18 protein-coding genes and 1 pseudogene are annotated in these 14793 nt (G+C 68.2%); 5 read left to right on the plus strand and 14 right to left on the minus strand.

Features of this window, described 5'->3' with window-relative positions:
* Positions 1-115 (plus strand): annotated as a pseudogene (locus J1C47_RS20070) (IS5/IS1182 family transposase); the annotation flags it as partial.
* A gap of 9 nt (positions 116-124) precedes the next feature.
* Here J1C47_RS20070 and J1C47_RS20075 read toward each other — a convergent pair.
* From J1C47_RS20075 to J1C47_RS20095, 5 genes are all read right to left on the minus strand, one after another.
* A complete protein-coding gene (locus J1C47_RS20075; protein WP_207352584.1) occupies positions 125-1114 on the minus strand; it encodes an adenosine deaminase in 990 nt (329 codons plus the stop codon).
* 44 nt (positions 1115-1158) lie between these two features.
* On the minus strand, positions 1159-2355 hold the full coding sequence (locus tag J1C47_RS20080) for a phosphopentomutase (protein ID WP_207352585.1): 1197 nt from the start codon (positions 2353-2355) through the stop codon (positions 1159-1161).
* Between the two features lie 94 nt (positions 2356-2449).
* A complete protein-coding gene (locus J1C47_RS20085; protein ID WP_207352586.1) occupies positions 2450-3040 on the minus strand; it encodes a TadE/TadG family type IV pilus assembly protein in 591 nt (196 codons plus the stop codon).
* The gene (locus tag J1C47_RS23860; protein ID WP_207352587.1) at positions 3040-3690 is read right to left on the minus strand and encodes a TadE/TadG family type IV pilus assembly protein; all 651 of its coding nucleotides are present in this window, start codon (positions 3688-3690) and stop codon (positions 3040-3042) included. Before J1C47_RS23860 ends, J1C47_RS20085 begins: the two co-directional genes overlap by 1 nt.
* A gap of 296 nt (positions 3691-3986) precedes the next feature.
* Positions 3987-4460, minus strand: coding sequence for a pilus assembly protein N-terminal domain-containing protein (locus tag J1C47_RS20095; RefSeq protein ID WP_207352588.1), 474 nt, complete (start codon positions 4458-4460; stop codon positions 3987-3989).
* A 359-nt stretch (positions 4461-4819) separates the two neighbouring features.
* Between J1C47_RS20095 and J1C47_RS20100 the strand changes: the two genes are divergently transcribed.
* Positions 4820-4990: a Flp family type IVb pilin gene (locus tag J1C47_RS20100; RefSeq protein WP_207352589.1), complete on the plus strand. Its 171-nt coding sequence runs from the start codon at positions 4820-4822 to the stop codon at positions 4988-4990.
* A 394-nt stretch (positions 4991-5384) separates the two neighbouring features.
* On the plus strand, positions 5385-5888 hold the full coding sequence (locus J1C47_RS20105; protein ID WP_207352590.1) for an A24 family peptidase: 504 nt from the start codon (positions 5385-5387) through the stop codon (positions 5886-5888).
* A 118-nt stretch (positions 5889-6006) separates the two neighbouring features.
* Here J1C47_RS20105 and J1C47_RS20110 read toward each other — a convergent pair whose 3' ends face one another.
* The 7 genes from J1C47_RS20110 to J1C47_RS20140 form a co-directional block, all read right to left on the minus strand.
* Positions 6007-6516: a hypothetical protein gene (locus J1C47_RS20110; RefSeq protein ID WP_207352591.1), complete on the minus strand. Its 510-nt coding sequence runs from the start codon at positions 6514-6516 to the stop codon at positions 6007-6009.
* A gap of 223 nt (positions 6517-6739) precedes the next feature.
* Complete coding sequence (locus J1C47_RS20115) at positions 6740-7741, minus strand: branched-chain amino acid ABC transporter permease (protein WP_207352592.1); 1002 nt, start codon at positions 7739-7741, stop codon at positions 6740-6742.
* A gap of 2 nt (positions 7742-7743) precedes the next feature.
* On the minus strand, positions 7744-8631 hold the full coding sequence (locus tag J1C47_RS20120; protein WP_207352593.1) for a branched-chain amino acid ABC transporter permease: 888 nt from the start codon (positions 8629-8631) through the stop codon (positions 7744-7746).
* A gap of 5 nt (positions 8632-8636) precedes the next feature.
* Complete coding sequence (locus J1C47_RS20125) at positions 8637-9365, minus strand: ABC transporter ATP-binding protein (RefSeq protein ID WP_207352594.1); 729 nt, start codon at positions 9363-9365, stop codon at positions 8637-8639.
* Positions 9358-10122 (minus strand): ABC transporter ATP-binding protein, encoded by a 765-nt coding sequence (locus J1C47_RS20130; protein ID WP_207352595.1) that lies wholly within the window; start codon positions 10120-10122, stop codon positions 9358-9360. The genes J1C47_RS20125 and J1C47_RS20130 overlap by 8 nt, the downstream gene beginning before the upstream one ends.
* A gap of 262 nt (positions 10123-10384) precedes the next feature.
* Complete coding sequence (locus J1C47_RS20135) at positions 10385-11602, minus strand: ABC transporter substrate-binding protein (RefSeq protein WP_425354585.1); 1218 nt, start codon at positions 11600-11602, stop codon at positions 10385-10387.
* A 140-nt stretch (positions 11603-11742) separates the two neighbouring features.
* The gene (locus J1C47_RS20140; protein ID WP_207352597.1) at positions 11743-12261 is read right to left on the minus strand and encodes a hypothetical protein; all 519 of its coding nucleotides are present in this window, start codon (positions 12259-12261) and stop codon (positions 11743-11745) included.
* A gap of 230 nt (positions 12262-12491) precedes the next feature.
* On the opposite strand from J1C47_RS20140, the gene J1C47_RS20145 reads away from it, so the two are divergent.
* Both J1C47_RS20145 and J1C47_RS20150 read left to right on the plus strand, forming a co-directional pair.
* A complete protein-coding gene (locus tag J1C47_RS20145) occupies positions 12492-12974 on the plus strand; it encodes a helix-turn-helix domain-containing protein (protein ID WP_207352598.1) in 483 nt (160 codons plus the stop codon).
* Entirely contained in the window at positions 12971-13468 is a 498-nt protein-coding gene (locus tag J1C47_RS20150; protein WP_207352599.1) for a DUF6456 domain-containing protein, read from the plus strand. The genes J1C47_RS20145 and J1C47_RS20150 overlap by 4 nt, the downstream gene beginning before the upstream one ends.
* A gap of 78 nt (positions 13469-13546) precedes the next feature.
* On the opposite strand, the gene J1C47_RS20155 is transcribed toward J1C47_RS20150, so the two are convergent.
* The gene (locus J1C47_RS20155; protein ID WP_207352600.1) at positions 13547-13966 is read right to left on the minus strand and encodes a SufE family protein; all 420 of its coding nucleotides are present in this window, start codon (positions 13964-13966) and stop codon (positions 13547-13549) included.
* Positions 13967-14132: 166 nt separating this feature from the next.
* Positions 14133-14765 (minus strand): DUF5330 domain-containing protein, encoded by a 633-nt coding sequence (locus J1C47_RS20160; protein WP_207352601.1) that lies wholly within the window; start codon positions 14763-14765, stop codon positions 14133-14135.
* Positions 14766-14793: the final 28 nt, after the last annotated feature.

The following is a 14793-nucleotide window of genomic DNA, read 5'->3' on the forward strand; positions in this document are numbered from 1 at the left end:
CTTCAATCGCATCAAGAACATGCGCGGACTGGCAACGCGCTACGACCGACGCGCAGACAACTACCTCGCAGCCCTCAAACTCGTCGCAGTTCGAATCTGGATCGCATCGTTATGAGTCTACGCCCTAGTCGGATGCGCCGGGCGCGCCAAGCGCCAGCGCTGCGATCTGGAAGCGGTCGAGCAGCCGGCGCCGCACGTCCTCCTCGACGAAGGCCGCCTCGATGGCGGTGCGGGTCAGCGCGATCCGCTGCGGATCGTCGAGGCCGTTTTCGGCGGCGAGCCGATATTCGCGCGCAAGATCGGTGCCGAAGAAGGGCGGGTCGTCTGAGCCGAGCGTCGCCTTCACCCCCGCTGCGACCAGCCGGCGGAGCGGGTGGGACGCGATGTCGGGATAGAGCCCGAGGGCAAGGTTCGAGCCCGGGCAGACTTCGAGGACGATGCCCTTCTCGGCGATCTCGCGCACGAGGGCCGGGTCTTCGATCGCGCGCACGCCGTGGCCGATGCGGGCGGGCTTCAGCCACTCGATCGCCGCCCGGACGCTTTCCGGACCGCAGAGCTCGCCGGCATGGGCTGTGAGGCCGAGCCCCGCGTCGCGGGCGATGTCGAATGCCTTCACGAATTGCCGAGGATGCCCGCTGCGCTCCTCGCCGGCGAGGTTGAAGCCGGTGATCAGCGGATGGCCGGGCGCGGCGGCAAAGCGCGCCGCCGCCTCCACGGCCTCGGCGCCGAGATGCCGGACGCCGACGACGACCATGCGGGCTTCGATGCCGGTCTCGGCCCGCGCCCGGGCGATCCCCGCGGCGAGGCCCCGGACGTAGATCTCGGGCTCGGTGCCGCTCGAACGGGCGTGGTCAGGCGAGACGAACAGTTCGGCATAGAGGGCGCCGGCGGCGGCAAGACCGCCGAGATAGGCGCAGGCGAGTTCCGCGTAGTCCTCCTCGCTGCGGAACACCGTGGCGGCACGGTCGTAGGCCGCGAGGAAGGAAGTGAAGTCGTGCCAGACATAGGCGCCGTCGCGGATGATCGCCGAAACGTCGCTGCCGTATTTCGCAGCGAGCCGCTCGACGAGATCCGGCGATGCGGCGCCCTCGATGTGGCAATGCAGCTCGGCCATCGGAAATGCAGGCTTCGGGACGCTTCGCCCGTCTGGGCCGCTCGTCACAGGAAGCTCCGGCCGTTCGACGTCGCTTCGAGGCTGAGATGCGCCGCGACGGAAGCGCCGATGTCGGCGAAGGTCTCGCGCCGGCCGATCGGCTTCGGCTCGATGGCTGGGCCGAAGGCGAGGACCGGGACGACCTCGCGTGTGTGGTCGCTGCCCCGGAAGGTCGGGTCGCAGCCGTGATCCGCCGTGACGACCGCGAGATCGCCGGGGCGCATGGCGGCCTGCAGCTCGGGCAGGCGCCTGTCGAAGGCTTCGAGCGCCGCCGCATAGCCGCCGACGTCGCGGCGATGCCCGTAGAGCATGTCGAAATCGACGAAGTTGGCGAAGACGAGGTCGCCGTCGGCCGCCTGGCCGAGGGCTTCGAGGGTCCTGTCGAACAGCGCCATGTTGCCGTCGCCCTTGAGGGTCCTCGTGATGCCGCGATGGGCGAAGATGTCGGCGATCTTGCCGATCGCGTGGACGCTCCGCCCGGCGCGCGTCGCGCTTTCGAGCAGGGTCGCTTGCGGCGGCGGGACGGAGAAGTCCCGGCGGTTGGCGGTGCGGGTGAAGGTCTCGGCCGTCTCGCCGGTGAAGGGGCGGGCGATCACCCGGCCGATGTTCAGGGGATCGACGTGCCGCCGGGCGACGGCGCAGAGGTCGTAGAGCCGCTCCAGGCCGAAATGCGTCTCGTGGGCGGCGATCTGCAGGACGCTGTCGGAAGAGGTGTAGAAGATCGGCCGACCGGTCGCGACGCTTTCTTCGCCGAGCTCGCGGATCACCTCCGTTCCGGAGGCGTGCTTGTCGCCGAGAATGCCGTCGATCCCGCCGTCGTCGACGATCTGCCGGATAAGTTCCGGCGGGAAGGCCGGTTCGGTCCGCGGGAAATAGCCCCAGTCGAAGAGCACCGGAACGCCGGCGATCTCCCAATGGCCCGACGGCGTGTCCTTGCCGTGAGAGATTTCGCAGGCCGAGCCCCAGACCGCCTGCGGCCGCATCCGGGATTCGCCGCGCCCGGCGGCGGCGAAGAGGCCGAGCCGCTCGAGATTCGGCAGTCGCAGGGGTCCCTCCCGCCGGCCGTCGACGTCGGCTTCGCCGGCAAGGCACGCGGCGAGGATGTGGCCGAAGGTGTCCGCGCCGTCGTCGCCGAAGGCCTCGGCATCGGGCGCCGTGCCGATGCCGAAGGAATCGAGCACCAGGATGATCGCGCGCGCCATCGTCTCTCTCCCGTCGGTTCAACCGTGGGGCGACGGCCGATCGCCGGACGCCCGACCGGAGATGTGGGGGCGGCTTTCGGAAAGGACAGCCGGATCAGCAGTCCGAGCAGGTGACTTTATCGCTGAGGCGGGGCGTGTGGTAGCTCGTCTCGCCCATGACGATCGGCCCGGTGAGGCCGAATCCGCCGAGCGCGTCGTAGGAGTAGTAGCCCTCCGCCACGATGATGTAGGCGCTCTTTTCCTTCGAGAACTGGCTCGGGAGCGTATAGGTCTGGCCCGCGACGAGGGCCGTGGTGCCGACCAGCGTGTGGCGGGACCGCGTCCAGTCGACGGTGGCCTTGCCGTTGGCGTCGATCTTCACCTGCGTGATGCGCAGGAAGACGTCATCCGATTCGTAGGGCTGCATCAGCGACGCGGTGACGTCGAACAGCGCGTCCACCTTGGCGGCCGTGGTCGTGTCCGTCTGCCCGACGAGGTCGCCGATCGTCTCGGCGGCATTGTTGATCTTGCGGTTGATCGAGACGGCGATCGCCGTGTCGGAGCCGGCCATGTAGAGGATGGCCATGAACGGGAAGACGATGGCGAACTCGACGGCGGCGACCCCACGCCGGTCCCGGCCGAGGCTTCGGCAGCGATCGGCCAGCCGCTTCGCCAGCCGGGGCAGCGCGATTGTGCTGAACGTCATCAGTAGGGCTCCGTCATGAAGGCCGCGCTTCCGACGATGACGAAGGAATGGTCGCTCATCGTCGTCGCGAGCTGCCGTAGGACGTCGACGTAGAGCGGCCATTTGTAATAGGCCTTCAGCGACGTGATCGTCTCCGCCGAGGGCGTGGTGTAGGAAAAGCCGCTGGAGTCGATGTCGCCGTTCTTGACGGGAACGCTGGTGGGCACGGCGCCGAAGGTGCCGTAGGTCTTGAGGTCCACCTGCAGCTTCGTGCAGTCGAAGAGGAAGTCGACCTCGTCGCAGAGCTTCGCCTTGAAGTCGTCCTTGGAGAGGCTCGCCGCGGTGATCTGGCCGGTGCGGACCTCGCGGCCGATCTTCGCCACTGCCCGGTCCATCACCAGTTCGGCGATGAACACCGTCGCGGTCTCGATCAGGACGAACATCAGAAGAAAGAAGGGGAGCGCGAGAACCGCGAATTCGAGCGCGACGACGCCCCGATGATCGCCGAAAAACCGCGCCAGCCGCCGCTTTGCCAGAGGCTTTTTCCCGCGGTCCGTGCCGTCTTTGCCGGCGCCGCGCGGCGGACCTTCGCGCCCGGCACGGCCTTGAACCATCTCGTTCTCGCGCATCGCCAAATCCGAAACCCCGATGCCGACGGCATCTTCATCCACGCCGTCCGCGTCGTCGGCGAAGGCCGTCGGTGCACGTGCGGCAGCGACCGATGATGGACGGTAAGGCTTAGGAATTGGTTACGTCAGGGCAGGAAATTGCGCCGATCGGTCAGCGGGAGCCCCGGCTGCCGTCAAACAAGACGGCGCGCGCCGCTCGCTTCGGGACGAGCGGTCGAGATGGGGCCGGCCTCGTCGGTCGGAAAGAGGGCGCTTGGTTGGCGGGGACGGATCGGCGGCGATGCTCATCCGCGCCGGCTCGTCCGAGCGGGCGCGTCGACGTCCTCGCCCGCCTGGTTTCAGTGGTTCTTAGCGGCGTCCTCGACGATGCTCTGGCGCTGCGACTGCTGCTGCACGACCTGGCTGAACTGGCTCATGTCGTCGCCGACCGTGACGGTCGGCACGCATTTCGGCGTGCAGGCATAGGTCGCGCGGCTCGCCTGTCGGTAGACGCGCACGGTGTTCGCCTCGAAGGTCTGGACGGAGACCTGCTCGTCGATGAAGGGCTGACCGTTCTCGTCGAGGATGACCATGTTGGTGATGCCGTTGCTCTTGCCGGTGAGGACGAGGCGTTTCGGCGAGAGCACCTGGACGTCGACGATCGCCGGGTTGCCGACGATCACCGTGGACGCCGCCTTGTCGAGTTCGACGACCCGGGCCTGATCCATCTCGACCGACAGCGGTTCCTTGGCCGCCGCCGCGTCGACGGCCGGCCCGGCGGCCAGAGCCAGGACGGCAAGGGCGGAGAGCAGGGGGGCGATGGCTCGTCGCATGGCGGTGATCCGGTCGGTCGTCGGGTGGGGCGCGTTGATCGTCACTCTCGCTGAATAGGCTGAACGAAGCGTTAACGGCGTGCCGCAGGGTGAGCGAAGAGAGCCGGCTACGGGAATGCAACGGTCTGAAATTCCAAGCTGTTGCGGCGGTTGCCGTCGGTGCGCCGAAGAGTTGTCGCAAAAATCTTTCGCAACGGCAGCGGCGAGGTGATTGCGCCCGCCGCCCCGCTCGCCGCTCTGATAAGTAAAAATCAACCAATGAATTTAAGTGCATCGCAACAGGCGGCCGGTAGCGTCAGCCTCACCCGAACGACGGGACAGTCGACGGGAGCGCTACACAGAGATCTCAAGGAGTCACCATGTCCAAGCTCATCACCCGCTTTGCCAAGAACGAGTCCGGCGCCACCGCCATCGAGTACGGCCTCATCGCCGGCATCATGGCCGTCGCCCTGATCGCGATGTTCGCCATCCTCACGCCGAAGATGTCGGACGCCCTCAGCACCATCGGCGACAAGATGCAGGTCGAGTAATCGCCGCAAGTCGCCGGTCTGACCGGACGAAGGAATCGACTGTGGGCGGTCGGCGGCAAGCCGGCTGCCCACAATTGTATTAGGCGGCCGGAAAAAAAAGGCCGGGCCGGCCCGCCTGGACGTTGGATGCGCGCGACAGCGTCGGGCGCAGCGAGGGCGCGGGTGCTCCGGCGGTTGATAGGCAGTGGTCTGTCCGGCCGATGCCGCGGGTTCGGGTGCGGGCGATGCCGCGCTTTTGGCCGTAAACCGAACGATCACCGTTCGGGGGCATCATGGTCGCGGCGGCCCCACTCGGGCGGGCACCGTTCGGACCGCCGCCCGGCAGGCGTCCAGGAAGCGCCCAGGAAGCGCCCAGGAAGCGCCCGGGAAGCGCCCAGGAAGCGAAGGAATCGACATGCTGGCGACGACCCTCTTTCTCACCGTGTTTCCCTTCGCGATGATCTACAGCGCGCTCACCGATCTTCTGGAGATGAAGATCGAGAATCGCGCGATGATCGTGCTTGCCGCCGCATTCCTGCCGGCCGCCTATCTCGCCGGCCTGCCCTGGCCGGTCGTCGGCATGCATCTTCTGACCGGCTTTCTCTGCCTCTGCGTCACCTTCGGCATGTTCGCGGCCGGCTGGATGGGGGGCGGCGATGCCAAGCTGATCGCGGCGACGGCGCTGTGGTTCGGCCCCACCATGCTCGCCGCCGAATATCTGCTCGTCTCGGCGCTGGTCGGCGGTGGACTGACGCTGACCATCCTCGTCCTGCGCAGCCATCTCCTGCCGGTGACGGGCGTCGCCTTCGTCGACCGGCTGATGGAGAAGGACACCGGCGTGCCCTACGGCATCGCGCTCGGCGTCGCCGGGCTCTATGTCTATTCCCACAGCTTCTGGCTTGCGGCGGCGCTCGGCTGAGGCCGGCAGGGTTCGAGGCGATCGTCAAGGACGCTGCCCGGAAGCTGGCCGGCGGGGGCAGGTGGTGCGGACCACCTCACCCCCGCCTCCCCGAAGGCTCCGGGATGAAAGCCTCGGCTCACGGAACGATCGCGCCGAGAACCTGTCCGACGTTGCCCTGATAGGTCAGCAGCTTGTCGGCGACGTCGCCGAGGATCTTGCTGCCGCCCTTCTGGTACCAGTTGTCCGAGCAGGCGGTGCCGCGGGTCTTCTGCATGTCGATCTTGCGCAGGCCGGTCGCCGGATCGCGGCGCACGGTGGCGAAGATGCAGCCGATCTCGGCAAAGCCGAGCGGAATGCAGTAGGGCGTGGGGAGCTGGGCGTTGCTCATCAGCAGCCAGCCGCTGTTGCCGCTGCACTTGGCGTGCATGTCCATGATGTTGCCCGACGTCCCGTCGGCGAAGGTGATGTTCGCATTGAGCGGGGTCCAGGCGCTGTCGAGCGCGGGGACGTTGGCGCCGTTGAGGAGGATGGGCTCCTTGGTGGCGTTGATGACGACGGCGTAGGTGTCGGCGAAGGCGAGGGCCGGAGCGAGGGTTCCGACCAGCGGCAGCAGGGCGGAGAGGAGGATCTTGCGAAGGCTGCGCATGGGAGTGTTCCTGAAGCTTGGGAGGCGGGCGAACCATTTCGCCGGCATCAGGAACCTAGCGACGAAGGGCCTGCGTCCGCTGTGACCGGGGTCACCACGGGATCGCGTCTGGGGCTTGCTCTCTTACCGCCCCCCGCATCGGCGAGGCCGTCTCCATCGCCGAAAGCCGAAAGCCGGACCTTGCCGGCAGGAACCCGCACGGCGAATGCCGTGGCGGATCTCTTCAGCGCCTGATCAGGCGGATTGCCTCGCCGACGATGCCACGGCGGAAGAGCAGCACGCAGAGCACGAAGATCACGCCGACGATGACCGTGACCGGGACGTCGGAGGTCGCGAAATAGTTCTGCATCGTCACGACCAGCGCAGCCCCGACGGAGGGGCCGAAGATCGTCCCCATGCCGCCGAGCAGCGTCATCAGCACGACTTCGCCGGACATCTGCCAGGCGACGTCGGTGAGGGTGGCGATCTGCAGCACGATCGCCTTCATCGCGCCGGCGAGCCCGGCGATCGTCGCCGACATCACGAAGGCGGCGAGCTTGTAGCGCTCGACCCGGTAGCCGAGCGAGATCGCCCGGTTCTCGTTCTCGCGGATCGCCTGCAGCACGTGGCCGAAGGGCGAATGGACGATGCGCCAGACGGCGAAGAAGCCGCAGAGGAACACCGCCAGCACGAAATAATAGATGTTCAGGGGCCGCGTGAGGTCGACGAAGCCGAGCAGCCAGCCGCGCGGCACGTTCTGAATGCCGTCCTCGCCGTGGGTGAAGGGCGACTGCAGGAAGATGAAGAAGATCATCTGGGATAGGGCCAGCGTCACCATTGCGAAATAGATGCCCTGGCGGCGGATCGCGAGGAAACCGACGGCAAGGCCCATCAGACCGGCGCCGACGGCGCCGAGGAGGATCGCCGACAGCGGTTCGAAGTGCCAGACCTTGACCGCGTGGGCGGCGAAATAGGCCGCGCCGCCGAAGAAGGCGGCATGGCCGAAGGACAGGAGCCCGACATAGCCGAGGAGAAGGTTGAAGGCGGTGGCGAAGAGGGCGAAGCACAGAACCGTCATCAGGAAGACGGGATAGACGAAGAACGGCGCGGCGATCAGCAGCGCGATCGCCACCGCGGCGACGGCGAAGCCGAGGCGTTCGAGATTTCTGTGGCGGGCATGCGCCGCCGTCGCAGGGCCGGTCTCGGCGGCGGCGCCCGCGGCGCCGGATCCCGTCAGGCTCGACATCGTCAGATCTCCTTGCCGAACAGACCGGCGGGCCGCAGCATCAGCACCACCGCCATGATCACGAAGACGACGATGTTCGACGCCTCCGGATAGAACACCTTGGTCAGGCCCTCGAGAATGCCGAGGACGTAGCCGGTGACGATCGCGCCGCCGATCGAGCCCATGCCGCCGATCACGACGACCGCGAAGACGATGATGATGAGGTTCGAGCCCATCAGCGGCGAGACCTGGTAGATCGGCGCCGCCAGCACGCCGGCGAGGCCCGCGAGGCCGGCGCCGAGTGCGTAGGTGAGGGTGAGGAGCAGCGGGACGTTGACGCCGAAGGCCTGGACGAGCTGCGGGTTCTCCGTCGCGGCCCTGAGATAGGCGCCGAGCCGGGTCTTTTCGATCAGCAGCCACACCGACAGGCAGATGACGATCGAGGCGACGACCACGAAGCCGCGATAGTTCGGCAGGAACATGAAGCCGAGATTGGTGCCGCCGGACAGGATCTGCGGCTGGGCGTAGGGCTGGCCGGCGGCGCCGAAATACCAGCGGAAGGTGCCTTCGAGGATCAGCGCGAGGCCGAAGGTGAAGAGCAGGCCGTAGAGGTGGTCGAGGTCGTAGAGCCGCGACAGCATCGTGCGCTCGATCACCGCCGAGATCGCCGCGACGACGAGCGGCGCGATGACGAGCGCCGGCCAGAAGCCGATGCCGGTATGGGCGAGAAGCAGGTAGGCGGCGAAGGCGCCGAGCATGTATTGCGCGCCGTGGGCGAAGTTGATCACCCTGAGCAGCCCGAAGATCACCGCAAGGCCGAGCGACAGGAGCGCGTAGAACGAGCCGTTGATGAAGCCGATCAGAAGCTGGCCGAGCAGAGCGGGCAGCGGAATGCCGAAGATCATCGTCATCTTGGTCAGACCCCCACGACTTCGTGAAGCCGGTCCATCTTGGCGTCGAGCTGCGCCGTCGGGAAGCTCTCGAGGATGTGGCCGTCCTCCATCAGATAGAAGCGGTCGGCCACCTTGCGGGCGAAGCGGAAGTTCTGCTCGACGAGGAGCAGCGTCATGCCGCTCTTCTTCAGTTCCACGAGGACGTCGCCGATGCGCTGGATGATCACCGGGGCGAGGCCCTCGGTCGGCTCGTCGAGGAGGATGATCTTCACCCCGGTACGCAGGATCCGGGCGATCGCCAGCATCTGCTGCTCGCCGCCAGAGAGCTTCGTGCCCGGCGAGTTGCGCCGCTCGGCGAGATTCGGGAACAGATCGAAGATCGCCTCGACGCTCATCCCGCCCTCGGCGACCTTGGGCGGCAGCATCAGGTTCTCCGAGACGGTGAGCGAGGCGAAGATGCCGCGTTCCTCGGGAACGTAGCCGATGCCGGAATGCGCCGTGCGGTGAACCGGCACCTTTGCCATGTCGCGGCCGGCGATGCGGATCTCGCCGGAGCGGCGGGGCAGGAGGTTCATGATCGCCCGCAGCGTCGACGTCTTGCCGGCGCCGTTGCGGCCGACCAGGGTGATCGTCTCGCCCTCGTAGAGATCGAGCGACACGTCGTGGAGGACGTGGCTCTCGCCGTACCAGCCGTTGACCTTGCGGACCTTCAGGAGCGGTTCGCCCCGTTCCGCGGCGGGCGCGCTATTCATGCTCGCTTCCCATGTAGGCCTCGCGCACGCGGGCGTCGTTGCTGACCGTCCGGTAGTCGCCCTCGGCGAGGATCTCGCCGCGGGCGAGCACGGTCACCCGGTCGCAGAGATCGGCGACGACGTTGAGATTGTGTTCGACCATCACCACGGTGCGGCCCCTGGCGATGCGCCGGATGAGATCGGAGATTCGGCCGATGTCCTCGACGCCCATGCCGGCCATCGGTTCGTCGAAGAGCAGCACCGGCGGATCGAGGGCGAGGGTCGTCGCGATCTCCAGCGCCCGCTTGCGACCATAGGGGAGTTCCGCCGCGTCGTGGGCGGCGAAGGCCTCGAGGCCGACGGCGTCGATCAGCCCGTGCGCCTCGTCGTTCAGCCGGTCGAGCAGCCGGTTCGAGCGCCAGAACTGCCAGGCGAGCCCCTCCTTGCGCTGCAGCGCCACGCGGACGTTGTCGAGCACGGTGAGGTGGGGAAAGACGGCGGAGATCTGGAACGAGCGCACGAGGCCCATGCGCGCGACGTCGGCCGGCTTCACCCCGGTGATGTCCGTGCCGCGGAAGACGATCCGGCCCGCGGTCGGGGTGAGGAACTTGGTGAGGAGGTTGAAGACCGTGGTCTTGCCGGCGCCGTTCGGGCCGATCAGCGCATGGATCGTGCCTTCGGCGACGTCGAGATCGACGTCGTTGACGGCCTTGAAGCCGAAGAATTCCTTGGTGAGGCCGCGGGCCGACAATATCGGATCTGCCGGGGGAGCGCTCATGCGGTTTCTCGTCTCCTGTCGCGGGCGATCGCCGTCGATGTCCGTTCTTCGATCTCGTGAAGGCTTCGGGCGTGAGCCCGGTGGAGTTTCTGCGGGCGGCGCTTTTCTCCGCCGCCCGGGCTCCCCGGCCGCACGCCGCTCGCAGCGAAGCCACGGGGCAATGCATCGGGGCGGCTTTCCGGCGGTCGCAGGCGGCTCGCCGCGTCATGCGGGAAGCCGGCGGCGCCGCGGCCCGAGGGCCGGACGCCGCCAGGCAGGCATGTCACTTTGCGAAGGAGGAGACGTCGCAGCCGGACTTGTCGACCGACAGGAAGGCCTCGTTGCCCGGAACCTTCAGTACTTCGTTGTAAAAGTCCCAGTCGCCCTTCATCTCGTCCGGCTTCTTCACCTGGAAGAGATACATGTCGTAGACCATCCGGCCGTTTTCCTGGACCTTGCCGTTCTTGGCGAACAGGTCCTCGACGGGCATTTCGTGCAGCTTGGCGGCGACCGCCTTGGTCTCGTCGGTGCCGGCGGCCTTGACCGCCTTCAGATACTGCAGCACCGCCGAATAGGTGCCGGCCTGGATCATGTTCGGCATGCGCCCGGTCTTCTTCATGAAGCGCTCGGCGAAGTCGCGGTTCTCGTCGCTCTGGTCCCAGTACCAGCCTTCGGTGAGGTTGAGGCCCTGGGCCGCCTCGGCCCCGAGGCCGTGCACCTCGGCGAGGGTGAAGAGCAGCGCGGCGAGCTTCTGGCCGCCCTGGACGATGCCGAATTCCGAGGCCTGCTTGATCGCGTTGGCGGTGTCGAGACCGGCATTGGCGAGGCCGATCACCTTGGCGCCGGAGGATTGCGCCTGCAGCAGGAAGGAGGAGAAGTCGTTGCTGGCCAGCGGATGCCGGACCTCGCCGAGCATCTCGCCGCCGTTCTCCTTGACGAAGTTCGCGGTCTGCTCCTCCAGCGAATAGCCGAAGGCGTAGTCGGCGGTCAGGAAGAACCAGCTGTCGCCGCCGGCCTTGACCAGCGCGCCGCCGGTGCCGACCGCCAGAGCATGGGTGTCGTAGGCCCAGTGAAAGCCGTAGGGGCTGCACTGCTTGCCGGTGAGTTCGGTCGTCGCCGCGCCGGTGACGATGTCGATCTTGCCCTTTTCCTTCGACAGGCCCTGGACGGCGAGGGCGACCGATGAGGTCGTCAGTTCCATGATCGCGTCGACCTGCTGGGTGTCGTACCACTCGCGGGCGATGTTGGAGGCGATGTCCGGCTTGTTCTGGTGGTCGGCATTGATGATCTGGACCGGCTTGCCGAGAACGCTGCCGCCGAAATCCTCCGCCGCCATTTCCGCGGCGGCGACGGACCACTTGCCGCCGAAGTCGGCATAGACGCCCGACTGGTCGTTCAGGATGCCGATCTTGACGACGTCGTCGGAGACCTCCTGGGCGAAGGCACCGGCCGGTACCGCGACACCCGCCGCAACCGTGGCGGCGAGCAAAATCCTGTCCATGCGCATGTCGAACTCCTCCCGAACGAAACCGTGAAGGGCCAGTTTTCCTCCCGGGCCCTTCGTTTCGCCGCGAATGAGAGACAGGGGCGGCACCGATGTCAACGGCTTGATTTGCAAAAGGCCGGGTCTAACGCCGCCCATTAGACTTTGGTCGAAGGCCCGCCGCCGGCGGGTTTCGCCCTGCGCCGCCGCGACCGGCCCGGCCCCGGACGGGCCGGCTTGCGAGGCTCGCCCTGACGCCTGATGCGGTCCTGCCTGCCGGGTCTCGATGGCTTGGCGGTGGAGGGGCGTCGGGCCGGGTCATCCGGCGGCTTCAGCCAGCGTTCGCCGGTGGTCAGCCAGCGCGCCAGGCGCGCGACGACGATGTGGCGGTTGATGTCGTAGCGCGGATCGCCGCCGCGCGAGAAGCGCGCCTGCCGATGCAGTTCCCGCGAGACGCGGAGCGCGACGGCGGCACGCTCCGCCGGATCGAGCCGCGACGGATCGTCGTCGCGGCAGGCTGCGGCGATGCCGGCGCCGGCCGCGCCGAAGCGCCGCAGCGCCGCAGACAGCTCCAGCCGCTGCGTCTCCTTAAGGTCGGATGCCTGCCGCGCCTCCCTGTGGCGGCGGATGCGGGCGGCAAGGATCGCGAGCATGGGAGAGAGGTCGTCGGCGGCCATCGCGGCGAAACTCCGGGAAACGATGCGGGGGGCCCAGCATCGATGGCCTTCGTCGGGATGGGGATTTCTTCCGGCCACGGGTCGCAGCGTCTCGGCGTCGATGACTGGACAAGCGTTTGAAAAACCGGAAGATTGAACAGAAAGGGGATTTTTTCGGTTGTAGGAAGATATTCACATAATGCGTCGGCTGGCTTATAAGGTCTCGACAATCCAGCCGGGAGACGCAACCGATGCAATTCGCCTCAGCAAGCGACGGGCCCGCCGCGACCGAAAGGTGCCGCGACGAACCGAGGCTCTGGTGGGAGGAGGCGGCGCGGCTGCAGGAGCCGCCCGGCCCGTCCTCGACGGTGCAGCTGCGCATGGCGACGGTTGCCGCGGCGTGCCGGCTGGCGCAGGAGATCGCCGCCTTCGGCTTCGACGTTCCGGTCGCCGAGATCCGCCGCGCCAGCCGGGCGGAGAGCCGCGCCTGCGACGCCCGCCACGTCGCGATGTATCTCGCCAACACCACCTTCGGCATCTCGTCGACGCGCATCGGTGCGGCCTTCGGCCGCGAGCGCACGAGCATTTCCTACGCCATCCGCCGGGTCGAGGATCTGCGCGACGACGAGGCGTTCGACCGCCGGCTGCAGCGCCTCGAGGACCTCGCGGTCGCGGCCTGCCGGGCAATCGAGACGGGGGTGGCCGTCAAGCTCGCTGCCGGAGACCGGCGATGAGCGCGGGGCCGGGTTTCGACGAGGAGGAGACGCCGCTGACGCGGCTGGCGACGCGACGGGTCAGGGGCGGCGAGCCTTTCCTGACGCAGGCCGAGGCGATGGCCGGCGAGCGGATCCGGGCCGATTTCACCCGCGGGCAGATGAGCCCGGCGATCACCCAGCGCTGGGACGCGATGCCCCGTGCGCCCCGGCGCGGCGGCATCGGCGACCTCGCCGACACGGCGATCGACGCGAGGAAGCGCGTCGGCGCGGCCTGCGATGCGGTCGGTCCCGAACTGTCGGGCCTCCTCCTCGACGTCTGCTGCTTCCTCAAAGGGCTGGAGACGGTGGAGCGGGAACGCCAGTGGCCGGCGCGCTCGGCCAAGCTTCTGCTGAAGACCGGTCTCGCCATGCTCGCCCGGCATTACGGCTTCGACCGGGAGGGCGGCGCAAGGTCGGGCCGCATCCGCCACTGGCGGGCGCCGAAGGACGAGGCCGGGGACAGCGCCCGGTGACGCGAGGGGCCATCGCCCCTGCCGGCTTCCGCCGTCGAATCGCGGCCTTCTGCGAAGCGTCGCGCGAAGCTTCACCGCTCAGGCGGCGGCGGCCTCGCGCGCGTCGTTCTTGATGCGGGCGACCATCGATCTGAGGCCGTTGGAGCGCTGCGGCGTCAGATGCTCCTGCAGGCCGAGACGGGAAAACACCGCCTCGGCGTCGATCGCCTGGATCTCGTCGCTGGTGCGGCCGGAGAACAGCACCAGCGCTATGGCGACGAGGCCCTTGACGATGTGGGCGTCCGAATCGCCGCGGAAGGAGAGATGCGGCGGACGGGCGGCGTCGCTGGTTCCGACCAGCCAGACCTGGCTGACGCAGCCCCGCACCTTGGTGTCCTCGTTCATCTCGTCCGGCGAGAGCCCCGGCAGCGCGCGGCCGAGTTCGATCAGATAGCGGTAGCGGTCCTCCCAGTCGTCGAGAAGCTCGAAATCCGCGGTGATCTCGTCGATCGTCTGCATGATGCGTTCCGGAAACCCTCTTTGGCGATCGGGACAAGGCGATGAGGCAGCAACGATGAAGCCGGGCCGACGAACCCGGCGCCGCCGCCTCGCCGGCCGTCCTCGCGGGGCGGGCCGTCGGGCCCGCCGCCGCTCGACCCGCATATAGGGGCGAAGGTGCGCCGTGTCAGCCGCGGGGGGGGGAGCCGGCACCCGGAACGTTCGCCGAAAGCCGCGTTGCGGGGATCTGCGCTTCGCCGGCGGCCTGCAGCGGCCGTGCCGCGACCGTCGGCAGACGCGCCGCCCCGGACGCGGCGAGGCGCGGGCCCGGCCCGGCCGGTTCGGCGACCCCGCGATCCGTGGGCACGGCGATGACGTTGGTTTCGACCTTGCGTGCGGCAAGGCGCGCAGCGGCGATCGCCGCGGTGGTGATGCGGTCGGTCGCCGGCTCCCGGATGCCGGCGGTCTCGCGCCGGGTGTCGGCCGCGGCGTCCGCCGGGCGGTGGCCCGCTGCAGAACCGCCATCGGCCGCCGGCGCCGCGTCCCGGCGCCGTTTGGCGATCGCATCGTCGACGAAGCCGTAGGCGATCGAAAATCCTTCGCTCACCCGGTCGCCGGCGAAGCGGGCGACGTCGCCGCCCGCCGCGCAGGCGGAGGGCGCCCGGTCGCAGAAGTTCGAAAGATCCGCCACGGCCGCCTGGGCGCCGTAGAGCAGCGCGAAGGCATTGATCGCGGGGCCGTCGCTGCGCCCGCCGCCGCCCGGCATGAGAAGGGCGATCAGCCCGAGAAAGAATGCCACCTTGATGACGAAGCGAATCATCGCCGTTCCCCGTCCTGAATGCCGGCCG

The organism is Jiella sonneratiae, from assembly GCF_017353515.1.
GTDB classification, from domain to species: Bacteria; Pseudomonadota; Alphaproteobacteria; order Rhizobiales; family Rhizobiaceae; genus Jiella; species Jiella sonneratiae.

Excerpts from the sequence above, each read along its gene's own strand:
- J1C47_RS20160 (WP_207352601.1), bottom strand. The coding sequence starts at position 14,765 with ATGATTCGCTTCGTCATCAAGGTGGCATTCTTTCTCGGGCTGATCGCC.
- J1C47_RS20130 (WP_207352595.1), bottom strand. The coding sequence starts at position 10,122 with ATGAGCGCTCCCCCGGCAGATCCGATATTGTCGGCCCGCGGCCTCACC.
- J1C47_RS20085 (WP_207352586.1), bottom strand. The coding sequence starts at position 3,040 with ATGACGTTCAGCACAATCGCGCTGCCCCGGCTGGCGAAGCGGCTGGCC.
- J1C47_RS20080 (WP_207352585.1), bottom strand. The coding sequence starts at position 2,355 with ATGGCGCGCGCGATCATCCTGGTGCTCGATTCCTTCGGCATCGGCACG.
- J1C47_RS20120 (WP_207352593.1), bottom strand. The coding sequence starts at position 8,631 with ATGACGATGATCTTCGGCATTCCGCTGCCCGCTCTGCTCGGCCAGCTT.
- J1C47_RS20155 (WP_207352600.1), bottom strand. The coding sequence starts at position 13,966 with ATGCAGACGATCGACGAGATCACCGCGGATTTCGAGCTTCTCGACGAC.
- J1C47_RS20135 (WP_425354585.1), bottom strand. The coding sequence starts at position 11,602 with ATGGACAGGATTTTGCTCGCCGCCACGGTTGCGGCGGGTGTCGCGGTA.
- J1C47_RS20125 (WP_207352594.1), bottom strand. The coding sequence starts at position 9,365 with ATGAATAGCGCGCCCGCCGCGGAACGGGGCGAACCGCTCCTGAAGGTC.
- J1C47_RS20100 (WP_207352589.1), top strand. The coding sequence starts at position 4,820 with ATGTCCAAGCTCATCACCCGCTTTGCCAAGAACGAGTCCGGCGCCACC.
- J1C47_RS20095 (WP_207352588.1), bottom strand. The coding sequence starts at position 4,460 with ATGCGACGAGCCATCGCCCCCCTGCTCTCCGCCCTTGCCGTCCTGGCT.
- J1C47_RS20105 (WP_207352590.1), top strand. The coding sequence starts at position 5,385 with ATGCTGGCGACGACCCTCTTTCTCACCGTGTTTCCCTTCGCGATGATC.
- J1C47_RS20075 (WP_207352584.1), bottom strand. The coding sequence starts at position 1,114 with ATGGCCGAGCTGCATTGCCACATCGAGGGCGCCGCATCGCCGGATCTC.
- J1C47_RS20150 (WP_207352599.1), top strand. The coding sequence starts at position 12,971 with ATGAGCGCGGGGCCGGGTTTCGACGAGGAGGAGACGCCGCTGACGCGG.
- J1C47_RS20110 (WP_207352591.1), bottom strand. The coding sequence starts at position 6,516 with ATGCGCAGCCTTCGCAAGATCCTCCTCTCCGCCCTGCTGCCGCTGGTC.
- J1C47_RS20140 (WP_207352597.1), bottom strand. The coding sequence starts at position 12,261 with ATGGCCGCCGACGACCTCTCTCCCATGCTCGCGATCCTTGCCGCCCGC.
- J1C47_RS20115 (WP_207352592.1), bottom strand. The coding sequence starts at position 7,741 with ATGTCGAGCCTGACGGGATCCGGCGCCGCGGGCGCCGCCGCCGAGACC.
- J1C47_RS20145 (WP_207352598.1), top strand. The coding sequence starts at position 12,492 with ATGCAATTCGCCTCAGCAAGCGACGGGCCCGCCGCGACCGAAAGGTGC.